The following is a 19,003-nucleotide window of genomic DNA, read 5'->3' as shown; positions in this document are numbered from 1 at the left end:
GGTAGGACACCGTGCACGCCGTGCCGACGACGCCACCCACCCGGTGTGCATCCTCGGCGGCACGTCCGCCAGCGGGCCACACGACCCGCGGACGGACCACTCAACGACTTCGTCACGGGAGACCACGATCATGACCACAACCCCCGTCCGCACAGCCGCCCCGGCAGCCCGGGGACCCGTGAGCACCGCCCTCCTGGACGTCCTGACCGGACCTCAGAACACCCCGGACGCCGCCTACGAGACGCTCGCGAGCGCCGTCGCCCGCGCCGTGGAGAGCACCGAGGACGTGCTCGCGGACGAGGACGTCCAGCTCTCCCTGTTCCTGCTGTACCTGCTGCACTACGGCCCGGCCGAGTTCGTCGCCGGGGACCGCGAGTGGGACCCCGAGCTGCTGCGCATCCGCGCGGTGCTCGAGGAGCGCTTCGAGCGCGAGCTGCGGGAACGCGTGCCCATGCCGGACCCCGTGCCGCAGGACGGCGCCGAGCTGGTGGACACGATGTTCGCCATCACCGGCGGGGCCGAGAAGCCCACCCTGGCCACGTGGCTCGCCCGGCACCCCAGCGAGGAGATCCTGCGCGAGTTCCTGATCCACCGTTCCATCTACACGCTGCGCGAGGCGGACCCGCACTCGTGGGGCATCGCCCGGCTGCGGGGCCGTGCGAAGGCCGCGCTGGTGGAGATCCAGTCGGACGAGTACGGCGGCGGGCGCCCCGAGCGCGTGCACGCCACGATCTTCGCGCAGAGCATGCGCGGTGTGGGGCTGGACGACACCCTGGACCACTACCTGGACCTGGTGCCCGCGCCCACGCTCGCGTCCATGAACGTGATGAGCCTCTTCGGGCTGCACCGTCGGCTGCGCGGTGCGATTGCCGGGCACCTCGCGGCGTTCGAGATGACCTCGTCGATCCCCAACAAGTACTACGGCCGCGCGTTCCGCAAGCTCGGCTACGGCGAGGACGTCACCTGGTACTACGACGAGCACGTGGAGGCCGACGCCGTCCACGAGCAGATCGCCGCACGGGACCTCGCGGGGGCGCTAGCCCAGGACGAGCCGGAGCTGCTGGAGGACGTGCTGTTCGGCGCGGCCTCGTGCCTGTACGTGGACGGGCTCATGGGCGATCACATGCTGGAGTGCTGGAGCAACGAGCGCTCCTCGCTGCGTGCGGACGACGCCGTTGGGGCGGCTCTGTGAGCAACGAACGCCCCGAGGACTCCCCCGCTGAGGATCCCGTGGTCATCACCCCGTGCCCCAACGGGCCGCTGCTGGTGCGCGGGGACGTGATGATCGCTCCGGAACCGGGAGCCGAGCCGCAGAAGCCGCCGCGCCGCGTCGTCGCCCTGTGCCGGTGCAACATGTCCTCGATCGCCCCGTTCTGCGACGGCTCCCACAAGCTCGCGAACTTCCGCACGCGCCCGCCGCGCTACAACATCGGCAGCCCGCGGGAGGATGCGGACCAGGAGGACTGAGGCCCAGGACGCAGGGCGGTGCAGAACGGCCCGCACGGCAGCCGCGCTCCCCCGCCTCCCCTCCGAACACAGAACGGCGCCCCGCAGGCACAAACCTGCGGGGCGCCCTTGTCCGCGCGCGGACCTCAGTTCTCGGTGGCGGGGGTCTCGCCCTTGTTGTCGGTCATGGCGCCGACGCCCTCGTCGGCGGGCTCCGCGTCCACCTGGGTGTCCTGGGCCATGGCCGCGGCCTCGTCCTGCGGGTTCATCTTGATGGACTCTTCGCCGGCATTGGCGGGATTCTTCTGTGCCACGGTGCTGCCCTTCCTCTGGACTGCTGATCGGCGGGATCACCGACATGCCCATTTTCGTCAGTGTGCTGTCCGCTGACAAGGAGGTGGCCGAGGCCACATTTTTGAGCCCTGTGTCAAGCCCACGTCACGCTGTGACATGGGACGACGCACAAAGACACACACCTTGGGCCCGGGTTCTGGCGGTTCCTACGCTGGGGCGATTCACGCGGTAACTCGCCGGTACCCCCACCGGCTCCACCGCCCGCCGTGCAGGAGGCATCGTGCGCACACTCATCGTGCTGGCCCTCGTGGGGTTCGGAGCGCAGCTCGTGGACGGCTCCCTGGGCATGGCCTACGGCGTGACGTCCTCCACCCTGCTGCTGGCCGCCGGGCTGACCCCGGCGTCCGTGTCTGCCACGGTGCACCTGGCGGAGGTGGGCACCACGCTCGCCTCCGGGTTCTCGCACTGGCGCTTCGGCAACATCGACTGGCGTGTGGTGGGCTTCATGGCCGTGCCCGGCGGGATCGCGGCATTTTTCGGCGCGAACCTGCTCACCGTCTCCGGCGACGCCGCCGCGCCGGTCATGTCCACCATCCTCCTGCTGCTCGGGGTGTACGTGGTGTGGCGGTTCCTCAGCATCGGCGGGCGACGCCCCTCGTTCCACGGCCGCGTGCCCGCCGCGTTCCTGGTCCCCCTGGCCGCGGTGGCCGGGTTCATGGACGCGATCGGCGGCGGCGGGTGGGGGCCCGTGGGCACCCCCACGCTGCTGGCCTCCGGGAAAATCGCGCCCCGCAAGGTGATCGGCTCGATCGACACGTCCGAGTTCGTGGTCAGCCTGGGCGCCTCCGCGGGGTTCCTGCTGGCGCTCGGCAGCCAGAACATCGACTACGGCATGGTGGTCGCCCTGCTCATCGGCGGCGTCGCGGCCGCACCGCTCGCGGCATGGCTCGTACGCCTGCTCGCCCCGCGCATCCTTGCGATCGGCGCGGGCGGGCTCATCATCGTGACCAACGCGCGCACCCTCCTGCGGGTGGACGCGGTCCAGAACACCCTTCCCGACGCCGCTCCCACCCTGGTTCTCGCGGGTCTCGCCGTGCTCTGGGCCGGTGCACTCGTGTGGGTGATCCGCCGGGAGGTCGCGGACCGCCGCGCGGCCCCCACGCGCACGGAGGTTCGGGTGCCGGAGAAGGTGTGAGGGCGGCGTCGTTCCCTCGGTTCCGGGACCTGCCCGGCACGCTGTCGGCGCGCCCTGTCCGATGAGCGGCGAGCACCGTAGAATCGATCCCGACGGAAGGAGAGCGACATGGCCGAACAGGCCCCCGAAGGATCCAACCTCACCCACCTGAGTCTTGATGATCTGGATGCGCTCATCGCCGTTTCGCAGAAACAACTCGCCGGCGTGAACGAGTTGCTTGCTGACCGTTGACGCCCTGGGTTCAGCTGACCCGTGACGACGTGGTCAGGATCCACAACGCGGTACTCCCGGCCCCGGTCCGGGATGAAGGACTCCTGGCCAGCGCCGTGGACAAGCCGTGGACGAGTTACATGGGAGTTGAGCTGTATCCAAGCTTGGCCGACAAGGCAGCCGCACTCCTGGTAGGGCTTTCCAGGAACCATCCTTTTGTGGACGGGAATAAGCGAACCGCAATCGGAGCAGTCAGTGTCTTTCTGCTCGCGAATGGATATTGGCTTGTGATCAACAATGACGAAGAAGTGGCGAATTTCGTGGAGATCACAGCGCAGGGTTCCGTTCACCACGAGTTCGTCTCAGCGTGGATCGCGGCGCATCTGGACGCTCTGCCCACCGGGACGCCCTGATCTCAGGCGCGGGCTGTGTTCTCGCCTCACAGTCCCTCGGGGCTGTCCGGAATCTCTCGGTGGAAGAAGCTCGCCATCACCCAGTACGCCGCAGCTCCCAGAGCCCCGGCAATGAGCAGGGCGACCGCCGCGCCGACGAGTGACCGGTCCAGGAGCAGAAAGCCGGGCGCGGCATACGCCAGAGCCGCGAGCACCGTGGCCGCTCCAGCCCGCGCGGGGCCGGCGAGGAAGAACCCCAGGTGTACGGAACGTTTGATGAGCCTGAGGAAGAAGTACAGCAGGATTGCGAGCGCCCCCACGATGATGAAGCCGCTCAACGCCGCCCCGGCAGTGCTGTCGTCATGGCCCATCGTCCCGACCGTGGTCCGCAGCAGGCCGAGTGCCGCGCCAGCGAGGGCCACAAGCACCCAGGCGGCCCCTCGGGGAGGACGTCCGGTGTGAGTCCCGTTGTCCATCATGGGAGCCACACTATGAAATTCTCGTGTTCACGGTGAAGCACGTTGATGAGCGGCCGGGGGAAAACGGGGACAGACGGGAAACCGTCCGGGCCCCCGACCACTCCGCCCCGCGTCACCCCGGCCGCACAATTTCTGGGGGCCCAGTGCTTTAGCGTGGGCCAGACCGAGATTCATGTGAACGAGCGGGCAACCCGGCCCCGCCCGCCGTATCCGGAAGGAACCCGACCCATGAAGAACACGTCAATCATCCAGTACATCGGCACCGCCGTGGTCACTCTCATCGCGGTTTTCGCAACTGCCGGCATCGACAATTTCTGGATTCGCCTGGTCGCGGGGCTTGCGATTGCATGCCTAGGCGCTTTCGCTGTGATGTTTGTCCAGCGTCGGGCGGACCGGCGCGCCCCTGAGGACCGAGCAGAGTAACCCCTCGGTCAGCCCTTCCGCTCCCGCAGCGTCTCGAGCAGCTGCGGGATGACCTTGTGGAGGTCCCCCACCACGCCGTAGTCCGCGATCTCGAAGATCTGGGCGTTCTCGTCCTTGTTGATCGCCACGATGGTCTGCGAGGTCTGCATGCCCGCCCGGTGCTGGATGGCGCCGGAGACACCCGCGCACAGGTACAGCTGCGGGGACACCGTCACACCGGTCTGGCCCACCTGCGCGGCGTGCTCCACCCAGCCCGCGTCCACGGCCGCGCGGGACGCACCCACAGCGGCGCCGAGCTCGTCCGCGAGCTGCTCGACCAGGGAGAAGTCCTCACCCACGCCGCGGCCGCCGACCACCACGGTCTTGGCCTCGGTGAGCTTGGGGCGCGACGACGCCGGCGCGGCCTCCGTTCCCGTGACCGTGGCCGCCGGTCCGGACACCCTCACCGCCAGCGGCTTCACCTCCGGAGCTTGTCCCCCGCTCACCTCCTCGGTCTCCACCGAGTTGGGGGCGAGCGTCACGAACGCGAGCTCCGTGGTGGGCTCCGCCGTGGTGGTCCAGCCCCCGGCCAGCACGGACTTGGTCACGGTGCGGTCCTGCGCCACACCCACCGCATCGGTGATGATCGCCGCCGAGTGGCGCACGGCCAGACGGGCGAACCACTCGGTGGTGTCCGCGTCGTTGGCGCCCAGCACGAGCGTGGCACCGGAGTCCGTCAGCGCGGCGTCGAGCAGGGCGGTGTCCGTGAGGGACAGGTCCGCGGCCTCCTGCTCCGGGACGAGCAGAGTGGCCACGCCGTAGCCGCCGAGCTCATCGGCCAGGCCCTCGGGCTGGGGTTCGTGGCTGAGCACGGTGACGGGATCTCCCCCGGCGAGGGTGCGCGCGAGCGTGAGCAGCTCGTGGTCCGGGGAGCGCAGCTGACGGGTGTGGCCGAGGTCTACGAGGACGTGCATGGTGTTTCCTCTCGAACGCAGTGGAAGATCGTGGGAGCGGCGCGGGACGGGCCCGCAGCGACCCAGTGCGGTGGGTCGGACCGCCGGGACACGGGCCCCGGGCAGCCGTGAGGCGCCCCGGGCCGCGCGACCGTCAGAGCAGGCGGCGCTGCGCGAGGAAGTCCGCGAGCTGGATCCCGGCCTCGCCCTCGTCCTGGACCACGGTTCCGGCCTCGCGCGGGGGCCGGGCGGTGGCGGACTGCACGGAGGCGGCCGCGGCGTCGCGCCCCACGGTGGAGGCCTCCACGCCGATCTCCGCGAGGCTCAGCACGGCCGAGGGCTTCTTCTTCGCGGCCATGATCGCCTTGAAGTTGGGGTAGCGCGGCTCGTTCGCCTGGTCCGTGACCGAGACGACCGCGGGGAAGTGCACCGCCACGGTCTGGGTGGCGTCCGCTCCGGGGCGGGTCAGGGCCAGCCCGGTGTTCCCCTCGTCCCAGGCGACGCTGTCCGCGCGGGTCACGAGCGCGAAGTCCAGGCGCTCGGCGAGCATCGCGGGCATCACGGAGGTCTCCCCGTCCGTGGACGCCAGGCCCGTGAGCACCAGGTCCACCCCGCCGTGCTCCTCGCCCACGTGCTGGATCGCGGCGGCGAGCGCCGCCGAGGTGCCGAGCGCGTCGGAGCCGGCCAGGGCGTCGTCGGCCACGTGGAACGCGGCGTCCGCGCCCATCTGCAGGGCCTTCTTCACGGCACCGGAGGCGTCCTCGGGGCCCACGGTCACGGCGATGATGGTGACCTCCGCCTCCGGGGCCGCCTCGCGCAGGGCGATGGCCGCCTCCAGGGGGTACTCGTCCAGCTCGGAGAGGATCGACTCGCCGCGGTCCACGGTGAGGTCCTCCTGGAACGTGCGCTGCTTCTGGGCGTCCGGAACGTGCTTGACCGGAACCACGATGTTCGTGCTCATCAGTTCTCCCTCGTCTCGGTGCGGGACGTCTCGGTGCCCGGTTCATCGGTGCCGAGTGTGTCGGCGCGGCGTGCCTGGGCCACGGTGCGCTCCGCGTGGCGCAGCAGCGGCCCGTCAATCATGTGGCCCTCGAAGCGGAACACGCCGGGCGCGCCCTCCGCGGCCGCCAGCAGACGGCGCGCGTAGTCCACGTCCTCGGCGGTCGGCAGGTACGCCTCGCGAATCACGGCCACCTGGCCCGGGTGGATGCACGCGGTCGCGGCGAACCCGCTGCCCGCGGCGTCCTCCGCCTCCGCGGCGAGACCCTCGGTGTCCGCGATGTCCACGTGCACGGCGTCGATCGCGGCCTTGCCGTGGGCGCCCGCGGCCAGCAGCACCGCGGCGCGCGCGGCCACGGCCACGTCCCGGTAGGAGCCGTCCGGGCGGCGGCTCGAGCGCCCGCCCAGGGACGCCACCAGGTCCTCCGCGCCCCACATCAGGGCGACGACGCCGCCGGCCGCCGCGATCTCGGACGCCGCCACGATCCCGGCGGCCGTCTCGCACAGCGCGATGACCCGCGCGTCCGGCAGGGCGTCCGTCACCTGGCGGACCTGCTCGGCGGACTCCGCCTTGGCGAGCATCACGGTCCGGAACGGAGTGTCGCGCACCGCGGCGAGGTCGTCCTCGAAGAACGGCGAGGCGGCGTCGTTGACGCGCACCACCGTGGTGGCGGGATCCAGGTCCGCAGCGGTGATGTGCTCGCGCGCGGCGGGCTTGGCGTCCGGGGCAACGGCGTCCTCAAGGTCGAGGATCACGGCGTCCGCCCGCTCGGCGGCCTTGGCGAAGCGCTCGGGGCGGTCCGCCGGGCAGAAGAGGATGGCGGGGCCCATTGTGAACGTCGGGGTCGTCATGACTGGTCCTTCCCTGTCGGGTCCGAGACCGGGGCTGCGGCGTTCGTCGGTGCCTCCCGGCCGGGAAGCCCGGCCCCGGAGGTCCCCGCGGGCTCGGGTGACCCGTCCCGGGGAGCCGGCGCGGCGGCGTCGTCGTGACCGGTGGCCGCGGGGGCGCCCTGCATGAGCACCGAGCGCACGCACGTGGCCACCACGGTGCCGTCCTGGTTGCGGCCCACGTGGCGGACCCTGATGATGCCCTGGCCCGGCCGGGATCTGGAGGGGCGCGCGTCCAGGATCTCGGACTCGCTGTAGAGCGTGTCCCCGTGGTGCATGGGGTGCGGGAACGCGACCTCCTCGAAGCCCAGGTTCGCCACGATCGTGCCCTGCGTGAGCTGCGCGACGGACGCGCCCACGATGATCGACAGCGTCATCATGGAGTTCACCAGCCGCTCCCCGAACTCCTGGCGCTCGCTCCACGCGGCGTCCAGGTGCAGGGACTGCGTGTTCATGGTGAGGGTGGTGAACAGGACGTTGTCCGCCTCCGTGACGGTGCGCCCGGGGGCGTGCTTGTACACGGCGCCCACCTCGAACTCGTCGAAGTACAGCCCGCGCTGCTCGATGACCTTGGCCATGCGGTTCTCCTTGCCGGTGCGCCGGGGCGGCGCGTTCAGTCGTGCTCGGGTGACGTGGTGCTGGGCGCCCCTGTCACAGCCCCAGCTCGCGGGCGATCAGCATGAGCTGGACCTCCGTGGTGCCCTCGCCCACCTCCAGGATCTTGGAGTCGCGGTAGTGGCGGGCCACGCGGAACTCGTTGATGAACCCGTAGCCGCCGAACACCTGGGTGGCGTCCCGGGCGTTGTCCATGGCGGCCTCACCGGCCACCAGCTTGGCGATCGCGGCCTCCGTCTTGAACGGCTTGCCCTTGAGCATGCGGGACGCGGCGTCGTAGTAGGCCAGGCGGGCCTGGTGCACGCGGGCGCGCATCCGGGCGATCTTGAACGCCACGGCCTGGTTCTTGCCGATCGAGCGGCCGAACTGCTCACGCTCGGTGGCGTAGCGGATGGCCTCTTCGAGACAGCCCTGCGCGGCACCCGTGGCGAGGGCGGCAATCGCAATGCGGCCCTCGTCCAGGATCCGCAGGAAGTTCGCGTAGCCGCGGCCCTGCTGGCCCAGCAGGTTGGCCTCCGGGACGGTGACGTCCTCGAAGGTCAGTGGGTGGGTGTCCGAGGCGTTCCAGCCCACCTTGTTGTACGCCTTCTGCGCGGTGAAACCGGGGGTGTCAGTGGGCACCAGGATGGTGGAGATCTCCTTCTTCTCCCGCCCGTCCGCCGTGGTGGTGGTGCCCGTGACCGCGGTGACGGTGACGAGCTTGGTGATGTCCGTGCCGGAGTTGGTGATGAACTCCTTGCTGCCGTTGATCACCCAGTTGCCGTCCTTGAGCTCCGCGCGGGTGCGGGTGCCGCCGGCGTCGGAGCCGGCCTCCGGCTCGGTGAGCCCAAAGCCCGCGAGCGCCTGGCCGCTGGCCAGCTGGGGCAGCCACTGCTGCTTCTGCTCCTCGGTGCCGAACAGGTACACGGGCATGGCGCCCAGCGAGACGCCCGCCTCCAGGGTGATGGCCACGGACTGGTCCACGCGGGCGATCTGCTCCAGGGCCAGGCACAGCGCGAAGTAGTCCCCGCCCTGTCCCCCGTACTCCTCCGGGAACGGCAGGCCGAACAGGCCCATCTCCGCCATCTGGGACTGGATCTCGTAGGGGAACGAGTGCTCCTCGTCGTGCTTGGCGGAGACCGGGGCGATCTCCTCGTCCGCGAACTCGCGCACGGCGTCCGAGAGCGCCTGGTACTCCTCGGACAGTTCGAACGTGTTCAGCTCGGTGTTCTCACTCATGCCTGGTCCTCCGTGTGGTCGTGGGTGTCCTGCTCTGTGCTGTCCTGCTCGGTGTCGTCCGTCTCGATCGTGGCGACCACCTGGTCCACCTTCACGCGGTCCCCCACGCCCACCAGGACCGTGACGGTCCCGGGCAGGGTGGCGGTGATCGGGTGCTCCATCTTCATGGCCTCCACGGAGACCACGGTGCGGCCCTCGGTCACGTGCTCGCCGCTCTCCGCGAGCACGGCCACCACGGTGCCCGGCATGGGGGAGCGCAGCTCCGGACCGCCCGCGGTGGTCTCCCGCTCGATCTGCGCAAGCTGCGCCTGCAGCGCCCCGGTGCGGGTCCGCACGGGGATCTCGAACGACGCCGCTCCCTCGCTCACGTGCACCGTGCGGCCTTCCGCGGTGTCCGGGTTCCCGGTTCCCACGGCGGTCACGACGGCGCGCGAGGGGTCCTCCTCGAACGGGGCCGGTCCGGGCAGGGCCGTGGTGGCGGAGAAGCCGTCCGCGCGCCACGCGGTGCCGCCGATCCGTCGCGCGGCGTCGGCGTCCGGCAGGGAACGCGGCCCCGCGGCGTCGTCGTCCCGGGCGCCGAGACCCACGTGGGTGGCGAGCGCCTCCAGGTAGGGGTCCGGCTGGGCGAACTGCAGCTGCGGAAGCTTGCGCTCGATGAGGCCGGTGTCCATACGCCCGGCCACCACGTCCTCGTCCGTGAGCAGCATGTGCAGGTACTCCACGTTGGTGCCCACGCCCAGGATCACGGTGTCCTCGAGCGCGGTGCGCAGGCGCTGCAGCGCGGTGCGGCGGTCCGGGCCGTGGGCGATGACCTTGGCGAGCATGGGGTCGTAGTCCAGACCCACGCGCTGGCCCGCCATGATCCCGGAGTCCACGCGGACCCCCGGGCCGGAGGCGTCCCGCAGGGCCACCACGGTGCCCTCGGTGGGGAGGAAGCCGCGCGCGGGATTCTCCGCGTAGACGCGCGCCTCCACGGCGTGGCCGTCCAGGTGGACGTCCTCCTGGGTGAGCGTGAGGTGCTCGCCGTCCGCGATCCGCACCTGCCACTCCACCAGGTCCACGCCCGTGACCATCTCGGTGACGGGGTGCTCCACCTGCAGGCGGGTGTTCATCTCCATGAAGTAGAAGGTGTCCGGCTCGCGGTCCGAGACCAGGAACTCCACGGTCCCGGCGCCCACGTAGTCCACGGCCTTCGCGGCGGCCACGGCGGCCTCCCCGATGCGCGCACGGGTGGCGGCGTCCAGCAGGGCGGACGGCGCCTCCTCGATCACCTTCTGGTGGCGGCGCTGCAGCGAGCACTCCCGCTCCCCCAGGTGGATCACGTGGCCGTGGGTGTCCGCGAGAACCTGCACCTCGATGTGGCGCGGGGTGGCCACGAGCTGCTCGATCAGCAGGGTGTCGTCCCCGAAGCTCTGCTTCGCCACGCGGCGCGCGGCGGGCAGCGCCTCGGCGAGGTCCTCGTAGCGCTCGACCACGTGCATGCCCTTGCCGCCGCCACCGGCCGACGGCTTGATGAGCACGGGGAACGGCATCCCCTCGGCGGCGGCCACGAGCTGCTCGTCCGTGAGACCGGGCTCGGAGACGCCCTGCACCAGGGGGACCCCGTGCTCGGCCACCTGCAGCTTGGAGGCGATCTTGTCCCCCATGATCTCCAGCGCACGCTCCCGCGGGCCGATGAACGCGATTCCCGCCGCGGCGCACGCGCGGGCGAAGTCCACGTTCTCGGCCAGGAAGCCGTAGCCGGGGTGGACGGCCTCCGCACCGGTCTCCCGGGCGGCGGCCACCACGGCGTCGATGTCCAGGTAGCTCTCGGCGGCGGCCGCGGGACCGATCCGCACGGCCACGTCCGCCTCCTTCACGTGGCGGGCGCCGGCATCGGCGTCCGAGTACACGGCCACGGAGCGGATGCCCATGGCACGCAGGGTGCGCATCACGCGCACGGCGATCTCGCCTCGGTTGGCGACGAACACGGTGGAAAACATGAACGAGGACTCCTACATCCGGAAGAGGCCGAAGCCCGGGTCGGGAAGGGGTTGCAGGGAGGCTGCCGCCAGCGCCATGGCCAGCACGCGGCGGGTGTCCGCGGGCTCGATCACGCCGTCGTCCCACAGCCGGGCCGTGGAGTAGTACGGGTTGCCCTGGGACTCGAACTGCTCACGGATGGGGGCCTCGAAGCGCTCCTGCTCCTGCGGGTCCATCTGCTCGCCGCGCGCCGCCAGCTGGTCCTTCTTGACGGTGGACAGCACCGACGCCGCCTGCGGACCGCCCATCACGGAGATCCGGGCGTTGGGCCACATGAACAGGAACCGCGGGGAGTACGCGCGCCCGCACATGGAGTAGTTGCCGGCGCCGAAGGATCCCCCCACCACCACCGTGAACTTGGGGACCCGGGTGGAGGCCACCGCGGTGACCATCTTGGCGCCGTTCTTGGCAATGCCACCGGCCTCCGCGTCCCGGCCCACCATGAAACCCGTGATGTTCTGCAGGAACACGAGGGGCACGCCGCGCTGGTCGCACAGCTCGATGAAGTGCGCGCCCTTGAGCGCGGCCTCGGAGAAGAGGATGCCGTTGTTCGCCACGATCCCCACGGGGTGGCCGTCGATGTGCGCGAAGCCCGTGACCAGCGTGGTGCCGTAGTCCTTCTTGAACTCGTGGAACTCGCTGCCGTCCACGATCCGACCGATGACCTCCCGCACGTCGTAGGAGCCGTTGACGTCCGCGGGGATGATCCCGTCCAGGTCCGCCCCGCTCAGGTCCGGCTCCCGGGCGGCAATCACGTCCCACGCCACGGTCTTCTGCTCGGGAAGGGTGCCCACGATGTCCCGGACGATCTCCAGGGCGTGCTCGTCGTTCTCCGCGAGGTGGTCGGTCACACCGGAGGTGAGGGTGTGCAGCTCACCGCCACCCAGCTCCTCCGGGGTGACCTCCTCCCCGATGGCCGCCTTCACGAGCGGCGGGCCGCCCAGGAAGATGGTGCCCTGGTTGCGCACGATCACGGTCTCGTCGCTCATCGCGGGGACGTACGCGCCGCCCGCGGTGCACGAGCCCAGCACGGCGGAGATCTGCGGGATCCCGCGGCCGGAGAGGTTCGCCTGGTTGTAGAAGATCCGCCCGAAGTGCTCCCGGTCCGGGAAGACCTCGTCCTGCAGGGGCAGGAACGCCCCGCCGGAGTCCACGAGGTACACGCACGGCAGCTTGTTCTCCGCGGCGATCTCCTGCGCCCGCAGGTGCTTCTTGACCGTCATGGGGTAGTAGGCGCCGCCCTTCACGGTGGCGTCGTTGCACACCACCACCACCAGGCGGCCCCGGACCATCCCGATCCCGGCAATGACCCCGGCACCCGGGCACGCGCCGTCGTACATGTCCTCCGCGGCCAGGGCGCCGATCTCCAGGAACGGCGAGCCCTCGTCCAGCAGCCGGGCCACGCGCTCGCGCGGCAGCAGCTTGCCGCGGGAGCGGTGGCGTTCACGGCTCTTCTCGGGACCGCCCAAGGCGGCCCGCGCCGTGCGCTCACGCAGCTCGTCCCGCAGCCGCGCACTGGTCTCGCTGTTCGTGCGGAACGCGGCGGAACTGCGGTCCAGCTCGCTCGTGAGGAAAGCCATGTCGTCCCTTCGGGAAATTCAGTTAATGCTCGATAACTAAGGTGGACTATAGTGATGCCCATCACCGTTGTCCATGCTCCAGCCCACAGCGTCCGCGCAGGTCCGGGGGTGGGCACGGCACCCGAAGGAGGTTGCGTGGTCGTGACGCCCCGCGAGCAGGCCAAGAGCGAGCGCCGTCGCAGGATTCTCGACGCCGCCGCGCAGCTTTTCGCGCGCCACGGCTACCAGGCGGTGACCCTGCAGAGCATCGGCGAGCGCGCCGGGATCTCCGGGCCCGGGGTGTACCGGCACTTCGAGAGCAAGCAGGAGATCCTGTGCCAGCTGCTCGTGGGGATCTCCCAGCGCCTGCTGGACGGCGGGCGCGCGATCCGCGCCGAGCACGGGGACACCCCCCGGGCGCTGGCAGAGCTGATCTCCTTCCACGTGGACTTCGCCCTCGCGGACGCCGCGCTGATCCGCGTGCACGAGCGCGACTTCGGCTCGCTGGAGCAGCACAACCGCCGCACCGTGCGGGAGATCCAGCGGCTCTACCTGGCCGAGTGGCGCCACGTGCTGCTCGTCCTGGAGCCCGATCGCTCCCTCCAGGACCAGACCACGCGCGCGTTCGCCGTGATCGGCCTGATCAACTCCACCGCGTACTCCCGCGCCCGGACCGAGAGCCCGGACGCCCAGGTCAGCGCGGTCCTCAAGGAGATGTCCCGGCTCGCGCTGGGCATCTCCGCCGAACCCGTTCCCAGTGAAAGGTGACCCCATGATCCACGGCTTCTACGACGAAGAGCACGAGGATTTCCGCTCGGTGGCCCGCGAGTTCAACGAGCGCGAGGTGGCCCCGCACTACGCGCAGTGGCATGCCGAGCACATGATGGACCGTGGCATCTGGAACCAGGCCGCGGAGGCCGGGCTGCTCGGCCTGGCCGTCCCGGAGGACTACGAGGGCATGGGGCTCGCCGACTACCGCTTCCGCTCCGTGATGGACGAGGAGTTCGTGCGCTCGGGCCACCTGGCCCTGGGGCTCGCGTTCCACCTGCAGGACGACTGGGTGCTGCCGCACCTGCTCGCGTACGGCACGGACGAGCAGAAGCAGCGGTGGCTGCCCGCGATCCTGGGCGGGGGGATGGTCACGAGCGTCGCCTTCACCGAACCGGGCGCCGGCTCCGACCTGCGCGGGGTGCGCACCAGGGCCGTGCGCGACGGCGACGAGTACGTGCTCAACGGCCAGAAGACGTTCATCGGCAACGGCATCTCCGGCGACGCCGCCCTGGTCCTGGCCCGCACGGACGGTGGCACCTCCCCGCGCGGGAGCCGGGACAGCTTCAGCCTCTTCCTGGTGGAGAAGAAGGACCACGCGGGCTACACCACGGGCAAGCAGCTGGACAAGATGGGTCTGCAGGCCTCGGACACCGCCGAGCTGTTCTTCGACGACGTCCGGGTGCCCGCCGCCAACCTCGTGGGTGAGGAGGGCAAGGGGCTGGACCAGGTCACGGAGCAGCTGCCGCAGGGGCGGCTGGGTGTGGCCGTGGCCGCCATGGCCATCGCCGAGGGCGTGCTGGCCGAGACCACGGAGTTCGTCTCCAGCCGCAACGTGTTCGGCGAGCGCGTCCTGGACTTCCAGAACACGCAGTTCGAGCTCGCGGAGCTGACCGCGCAGCTGGAGGCCTCCCAGGCGTACGTGGCGCACTGCGTGGAGCTGTTCAACCGGGGGCAGCTGGACCTCATCGCGGCGTCGAAGGTCAAGCTGCAGGCCACCGGCACGGTGAAGGACCTGGTGGACCGCTGCCTGCAGCTGCACGGCGGGTTCGGCTACATCCTGGAGTCCTCCGTGGCGCAGGCGTACACGGCCGTGCGGCTGCTCACGATCTTCGGCGGCACGGACGAGATCCTCAAGGCCACCGTGGGTCACCACATCGCGGCCGCGAACTGAGCGCACCACCCCACCTCGAGCCACCCGCCGGCCGCGGTCCCCGCTGACCTTTCCGGCACCCGACCAAGGAGACACCGATGACCGACCCCACGCCGTCCTACGCCGCCGGTCCCACCGAGCAGCCGCTGCTGGAGGAAACCATCGGCGAGAACCTGCACCGCACCGCGGAGCGCTTCCCGGACCACGAGGCCCTCGTGGACGTGGCCGCCGAGAAGCGGTGGACCTACCGCGAGTTCCTGCGAGACGTCCGGTCCCTGGCCACGGGCCTGGACCGGCTGGGCGTGCGCACGGGTGACCGGGTGGGGATCTGGGGGCCCAACTCGTGGGAGTGGGTGCTCACGCAGTACGCGTCCGCGGAGCTCGGTGCCATCCTGGTCAACATCAACCCGTCCTACCGCCAGCACGAGGTGGACTTCGCGCTCGCGCAGGCCGGGATCTCCACGGTCATCAGCAGCCCCGCGTTCAAGAACAGCGACTACGCGGGGATGCTGGAGGCCGCCCGCCCCCACGCCCCGGAGCTGCAGAACGTGGTGCTCATGGGCAGCCCCGAGTGGGACGCACTGTTCGTGGAGCCCGACGACGCCCGGCTCGCCTCGGTCGCCGCCGGTCTGCACGCCGACGACGCCGTGAACATCCAGTACACGTCCGGCACCACCGGGCGTCCCAAGGGAGCCACGCTCAGCCACCGGAACATCCTCAACAACGGGTACTTCATCGGGGAGCTGCTGCACTACACCGCGAAGGACCGGATCGTGGTGGTCCCGCCGCTGTACCACTGCTTCGGCATGGTGATCGGCAACCTGGCCGCCACCAGCCACGGCTGCGCGATCATCCTGGCCGGGCCGGGCTTCGACCCGCGGGCCGCGCTGCGCGCCGTCGCCCAGGAGAGGGCGACCAGCCTGTACGGGGTGCCCACCATGTTCATCGCGGAGCTGGAGCTGCCGGACTTCGGGGACTACGACCTCTCCACCCTGCGCACCGGGGTGATGGCCGGGTCCCCGTGCCCCATGGAGGTCATGCGCAAGGTCATCGACCGGATGAACATGCGGGAGGTGGCCATCTGCTACGGCATGACCGAGACCTCCCCGGTGAGCTTCCAGACCCGCTCGGACGACTCCCTGGACCGCCGCGTGGGCACCGTGGGGCGGGTGCACCCGCACGTGGAGGTCAAGATCGTGGACCCCTCCACGGGCGAGACCGTGCCCCGCGGGCAGGCCGGTGAGTTCTGCACCCGCGGCTACTCGGTGATGAAGGGCTACTGGGGCCAGGAGGAGAAGACCCGCGAGGCCATCGATCCGGAGGGCTGGCTGCACACCGGGGACATCGCCGTGATGGACCAGGACGGCTACGCGCAGATCACCGGGCGCATCAAGGATATGGTGATCCGCGGCGGGGAGAACATCTACCCGCGCGAGGTGGAGGAGTTCCTCTACACCCACCCGGACATCGTGGACGCCCAGGTGATCGGCGTGCCCAGCGAGAAGTACGGCGAGGAGCTCATGGCCTGGCTGCGGCTGCGTGACGGCGCTGCCACCCTCACCGCCGAGGCCATCCTGGAGTTCGCGGACGGGAAGATCTCCCGCCACAAGATCCCCCGCTACGTGCACGTGGTGGACGAGTTCCCCATGACCGTGACCGGCAAGGTCCGCAAGGTGGAGATGCGCGAGGAGGCGCTGAAGCTGCTGGACCTGGAGGAGTAAGACCACCAGTCGTTCATTTATAAGTGAAAATGCGTTACGGTGTAGCTGCACGAACAGCGACTACTGCGCTCCAGGAGCACGTCATGACGACCACGGTTGAACGGATCAATATCTCAGCCCAGACCGTGCGGGAGGCACAGGCCCCGGCACAGCACGGCGCAAGCCTCGTTCTTCGCGATGCTGCAGGCAACGACGTGGCCCTCCCTGCGGAGGTGCAGAGAACACTTCTCCGCGCACTGTCCGCCATCGCGGAACACGGCTCAGTGAACATCGCCCAGACGCCCGAGGAGCTGACGAGCACCGTGGCCGCCGATCTCCTGGGCGTCTCCCGCCCCACACTGCTGCGGTGGGCCCGGGAGGGGCAGATCGAATCGTTCAAGGTCGGATCCCATGCGCGGTTCCGGCGCGCTGATGTGCTCCAGCTGCGCCAGCAGCGCGAACTGGCACGGCGTGCCGCGTTCCAGGAGTTGCGGGAACTGGATGCAGAGAACGACTTCGAATTCTTCGCGGATTAGCGGCCCGCGGCTTCAGGCCACATGGGAGGTGTCCGCGTCATTGGCCGGGAACACCCTTCGCACCGTGCCTATTCTGAGCCCATGACGCAACGGGTCTTCGTGGATGCCAATGTCCTCTTCAGCAAGACCCTCATGGACTGGCTCTTCCTGCTTCATCTGGACAACTCGACGATGTTCCAGCTCCACAGCACGGAGGACGTCTTCGCGGAAGTCATCGCGAACATGCGTAAGAAGTGCCCCACTGCCCCGGGTCACAAGACGGCCCGCCGCGCGCGGTTGATACGCGACAACATGGACGAAGTCCTGGCAGACTTTCCTTCCGATCTTCATTTCACGGGCACGGATCCTCACGACTACCACGTTCATGCGGGAGCAGTGCACGGCCGGGCCGACGTGGTCCTCACCTGCAACACGCCCCACGACATCACGATGGAACCTGAGGCCGAGCCCTACGACATCCTGCACCCCGACGACTTCTTCGTGCTCGTGGCGGATTCGCATCCCGCCTGTCTGATTCCCATTGTGCGCAATCAGCTGAGCTACTGGGGTGCCAGGGCAAACCATGTGCAGGTGGATGAGGCACTCGCCAGCGCCGGTTGCCCCCAGTTCGCGAGCAGAGTGCGACGGACGCTCTCCCAGATCGCCCGTATGCCGTGACAGGAGTGGACATGTTGACACTCGAGGAGATCTTCCCGCCCTTCGGACTGCGCATCACGTGCGGGGACCTGGAGCTGCGCGTACTGCGGGACGAGGACTTCCCGGAGCTCGTGGAGCTGTACCAGGGCGGCATCTCGGCACCCGGCCTGCCCATGCCCTTCCTGAACGCATGGCACGAGACGCCGCTCGCTCCCGGAACGCCCGAGGGATATCCGGCGTCCTCGCTCTCCTGGTGGTGGGCTCAACGCTCCACGTTCGCACCGCAGCACTGGAACCTGGCGCTGGCCGTCCGGTTCCGGGGCGAGCTGGTGGGGATGCAGGACCTCACGGCCCGGGACTTCCCCGTGGCACGCTCGGTCAGCTCGGGCTCGTGGCTCGGACGCGCGCACCACGGACAGGGCATGGGCACCCTCATGCGCCAGATGGCCGTGGGATTCGCGTTCGACGAGCTGGACGCCCTCGCGTGCCACTCGGAGTACGTGGTGGGCAACCACGCCTCCGCCGCGGTGAGCCGGAAGACCGGCTACGTGGACAACGGCAGGGCCCGCATTGCCCAGAACACCCGCGACGGCGCCGTGGGCGTGGAGGAGCAGCGCGTCGTCGTCACCCCGGAGACGTACGTGCGCCCCGAGACTCCGGTGATCTGCGAGGGCACGGAGGCCCTGCGCCGGTTTTTCGGGGTCGCGCGCGGCTGACTCCAGCTGGTGTCAGATCGCGGGCCACCGGTCGCGACACCGAAGCCCGCGCGTCAGCCCAGCCAGTCCTCGAACCGGGTGGCGGTGACGAACGCGTCCTGCGGGATCAGTCCGCCGTTCGCGATGCCGCGCCCCAGGTAGGGCGCCTCCTTGATCATGGCCGGGCGCTGGCCGCCCAGATCCCCACCGGCGGTGAGGATGCGGCGGGCGAAGTTCGCGATGGTGTCCACCTCCGGGCCCCGGACCGCGAGGATCTCGTGACGGGCCTCGCGGGGAGCGGTGGCGGCGTCGGCCACGAAATCCGCGACCTCCTCGCGCAGCGCGGGCGCCATGAGCATGGTGGGTGCGAGCGCCACCGGACCCCGGCTGACCATGCCCACGGTCGCGGGGACGAAGTCGAACCACTGGGTGGAGCGCACCGTGACGGACGGGACCGGGGACTGCTGGTAGATGCTCTCCTGCACGGCCTTGCCCTTGTAGTAGCCGTACCCGGAGTTCACGCGCGGGTCCTCGGCCCCGGCAATGGACAGGCACACGATCCGGCCCACGCCCTGCTCGTGCGCCGCCGAGGCGATGTTCGACGCCGAGCGCGCGAAGAACGGCACGGCCTTGCGCGCTCCCATGGTGTTGATGTGCAGGGCGTCCACCACCGCGTCCGCACCGTCGAGGGCCTGCGCGAGGCCCTCCCCGGCGACCGCATCCACGCCCGTGCGGCGGCTGGCCCGCACCACCGTGTGGCCGCGCCCCTCCAGCACGTCCGCCACGTTCGCTCCGAAGTTCCCGCTGGCACCCAGCACCGTGATCCTCATGGGGTCAGGGTAG

The 19,003-nt window shown here is 70.1% G+C and carries 21 protein-coding genes and 1 pseudogene; 12 read left to right on the top strand and 10 right to left on the bottom strand.

All coding sequences use genetic code 11. The features are described 5' to 3' along the window. Window positions 1-130: 130 nt before the first annotated feature. Both HMPREF2833_RS08105 and HMPREF2833_RS08100 read left to right on the top strand, forming a co-directional pair. Window positions 131-1,192: an iron-containing redox enzyme family protein gene (locus HMPREF2833_RS08105; protein ID WP_141756173.1), complete on the top strand. Its 1,062-nt coding sequence runs from the start codon at window positions 131-133 to the stop codon at window positions 1,190-1,192. Further along, on the top strand, window positions 1,189-1,467 hold the full coding sequence (locus HMPREF2833_RS08100) for a CDGSH iron-sulfur domain-containing protein (RefSeq protein WP_070637336.1): 279 nt from the start codon (window positions 1,189-1,191) through the stop codon (window positions 1,465-1,467). Before HMPREF2833_RS08105 ends, HMPREF2833_RS08100 begins: the two co-directional genes overlap by 4 nt. Window positions 1,468-1,592: 125 nt before the next feature. On the opposite strand, the gene HMPREF2833_RS12515 is transcribed toward HMPREF2833_RS08100, so the two are convergent. Then, complete coding sequence (locus HMPREF2833_RS12515) at window positions 1,593-1,760, bottom strand: hypothetical protein (protein WP_168165718.1); 168 nt, start codon at window positions 1,758-1,760, stop codon at window positions 1,593-1,595. A 260-nt stretch (window positions 1,761-2,020) separates the two neighbouring features. Between HMPREF2833_RS12515 and HMPREF2833_RS08095 the strand changes: the two genes are divergently transcribed. The 3 genes from HMPREF2833_RS08095 (at window position 2,021) to HMPREF2833_RS12155 (ending at window position 3,558) form a co-directional block, all read left to right on the top strand. Continuing rightward, window positions 2,021-2,935, top strand: a complete 915-nt coding sequence (locus HMPREF2833_RS08095) for a sulfite exporter TauE/SafE family protein (RefSeq protein ID WP_070637335.1) — start codon at window positions 2,021-2,023, stop codon at window positions 2,933-2,935. Window positions 2,936-3,043: 108 nt separating this feature from the next. Beyond that, entirely contained in the window at window positions 3,044-3,166 is a 123-nt protein-coding gene (locus tag HMPREF2833_RS12780; RefSeq protein ID WP_256388764.1) for a hypothetical protein, read from the top strand. Next, on the top strand, window positions 3,163-3,558 hold the full coding sequence (locus tag HMPREF2833_RS12155; protein ID WP_083310964.1) for a type II toxin-antitoxin system death-on-curing family toxin: 396 nt from the start codon (window positions 3,163-3,165) through the stop codon (window positions 3,556-3,558). Before HMPREF2833_RS12780 ends, HMPREF2833_RS12155 begins: the two co-directional genes overlap by 4 nt. A gap of 26 nt (window positions 3,559-3,584) precedes the next feature. On the opposite strand, the gene HMPREF2833_RS08090 is transcribed toward HMPREF2833_RS12155, so the two are convergent. Next, entirely contained in the window at window positions 3,585-3,908 is a 324-nt protein-coding gene (locus HMPREF2833_RS08090; protein WP_141756172.1) for a hypothetical protein, read from the bottom strand. A 336-nt stretch (window positions 3,909-4,244) separates the two neighbouring features. On the opposite strand from HMPREF2833_RS08090, the gene HMPREF2833_RS08085 reads away from it, so the two are divergent. Then, complete coding sequence (locus HMPREF2833_RS08085) at window positions 4,245-4,439, top strand: hypothetical protein (protein WP_070637330.1); 195 nt, start codon at window positions 4,245-4,247, stop codon at window positions 4,437-4,439. An 8-nt stretch (window positions 4,440-4,447) separates the two neighbouring features. Here the strand turns inward: HMPREF2833_RS08085 and HMPREF2833_RS08080 are convergent, their stop codons facing one another. From HMPREF2833_RS08080 to HMPREF2833_RS08050, 7 genes and pseudogenes are all read right to left on the bottom strand, one after another. Next, entirely contained in the window at window positions 4,448-5,392 is a 945-nt protein-coding gene (locus HMPREF2833_RS08080; protein WP_070637328.1) for an electron transfer flavoprotein subunit alpha/FixB family protein, read from the bottom strand. Window positions 5,393-5,525: 133 nt separating this feature from the next. Beyond that, complete coding sequence (locus tag HMPREF2833_RS08075) at window positions 5,526-6,332, bottom strand: electron transfer flavoprotein subunit beta/FixA family protein (RefSeq protein WP_039100685.1); 807 nt, start codon at window positions 6,330-6,332, stop codon at window positions 5,526-5,528. Continuing rightward, entirely contained in the window at window positions 6,332-7,222 is an 891-nt protein-coding gene (locus HMPREF2833_RS08070; protein WP_070637327.1) for an HpcH/HpaI aldolase/citrate lyase family protein, read from the bottom strand. Before HMPREF2833_RS08070 ends, HMPREF2833_RS08075 begins: the two co-directional genes overlap by 1 nt. A gap of 149 nt (window positions 7,223-7,371) precedes the next feature. After that, window positions 7,372-7,836: pseudogene (locus tag HMPREF2833_RS08065) on the bottom strand (MaoC family dehydratase); the annotation flags it as partial. Between the two features lie 73 nt (window positions 7,837-7,909). Beyond that, on the bottom strand, window positions 7,910-9,073 hold the full coding sequence (locus tag HMPREF2833_RS08060; RefSeq protein WP_039100772.1) for an acyl-CoA dehydrogenase family protein: 1,164 nt from the start codon (window positions 9,071-9,073) through the stop codon (window positions 7,910-7,912). 14 nt (window positions 9,074-9,087) lie between these two features. Continuing rightward, window positions 9,088-11,073: an ATP-binding protein gene (locus HMPREF2833_RS08055; protein WP_070637324.1), complete on the bottom strand. Its 1,986-nt coding sequence runs from the start codon at window positions 11,071-11,073 to the stop codon at window positions 9,088-9,090. A 12-nt stretch (window positions 11,074-11,085) separates the two neighbouring features. Continuing rightward, window positions 11,086-12,693, bottom strand: coding sequence for a carboxyl transferase domain-containing protein (locus HMPREF2833_RS08050; RefSeq protein WP_059281097.1), 1,608 nt, complete (start codon window positions 12,691-12,693; stop codon window positions 11,086-11,088). A 135-nt stretch (window positions 12,694-12,828) separates the two neighbouring features. On the opposite strand from HMPREF2833_RS08050, the gene HMPREF2833_RS08045 reads away from it, so the two are divergent. The 6 genes from HMPREF2833_RS08045 (at window position 12,829) to HMPREF2833_RS08020 (ending at window position 18,181) form a co-directional block, all read left to right on the top strand. Next, window positions 12,829-13,440: a TetR/AcrR family transcriptional regulator gene (locus HMPREF2833_RS08045; RefSeq protein ID WP_047979458.1), complete on the top strand. Its 612-nt coding sequence runs from the start codon at window positions 12,829-12,831 to the stop codon at window positions 13,438-13,440. A 4-nt stretch (window positions 13,441-13,444) separates the two neighbouring features. Then, entirely contained in the window at window positions 13,445-14,614 is a 1,170-nt protein-coding gene (locus tag HMPREF2833_RS08040) for an acyl-CoA dehydrogenase family protein (protein ID WP_047979459.1), read from the top strand. Between the two features lie 77 nt (window positions 14,615-14,691). Next, complete coding sequence (locus HMPREF2833_RS08035) at window positions 14,692-16,314, top strand: AMP-binding protein (RefSeq protein ID WP_070637322.1); 1,623 nt, start codon at window positions 14,692-14,694, stop codon at window positions 16,312-16,314. Window positions 16,315-16,397: 83 nt separating this feature from the next. Then, window positions 16,398-16,829, top strand: a complete 432-nt coding sequence (locus HMPREF2833_RS08030) for a helix-turn-helix domain-containing protein (RefSeq protein ID WP_047979407.1) — start codon at window positions 16,398-16,400, stop codon at window positions 16,827-16,829. Between the two features lie 81 nt (window positions 16,830-16,910). Beyond that, window positions 16,911-17,486, top strand: a complete 576-nt coding sequence (locus HMPREF2833_RS08025) for a PIN domain-containing protein (protein WP_047979408.1) — start codon at window positions 16,911-16,913, stop codon at window positions 17,484-17,486. Window positions 17,487-17,497: 11 nt separating this feature from the next. Further along, on the top strand, window positions 17,498-18,181 hold the full coding sequence (locus HMPREF2833_RS08020; protein ID WP_047979409.1) for a GNAT family N-acetyltransferase: 684 nt from the start codon (window positions 17,498-17,500) through the stop codon (window positions 18,179-18,181). Window positions 18,182-18,234: 53 nt separating this feature from the next. Here the strand turns inward: HMPREF2833_RS08020 and HMPREF2833_RS08015 are convergent, their stop codons facing one another. Then, complete coding sequence (locus HMPREF2833_RS08015) at window positions 18,235-18,990, bottom strand: SDR family oxidoreductase (protein WP_047979410.1); 756 nt, start codon at window positions 18,988-18,990, stop codon at window positions 18,235-18,237. Window positions 18,991-19,003 lie beyond the last annotated feature (13 nt).

The sequence above is a fragment of the Kocuria sp. HMSC066H03 genome (assembly GCF_001812045.1).
In the GTDB taxonomy this organism is placed as follows: Bacteria; Actinomycetota; Actinomycetes; order Actinomycetales; family Micrococcaceae; genus Kocuria; species Kocuria rhizophila.
This window is presented reverse-complemented; position numbering and strand designations above follow the sequence as displayed.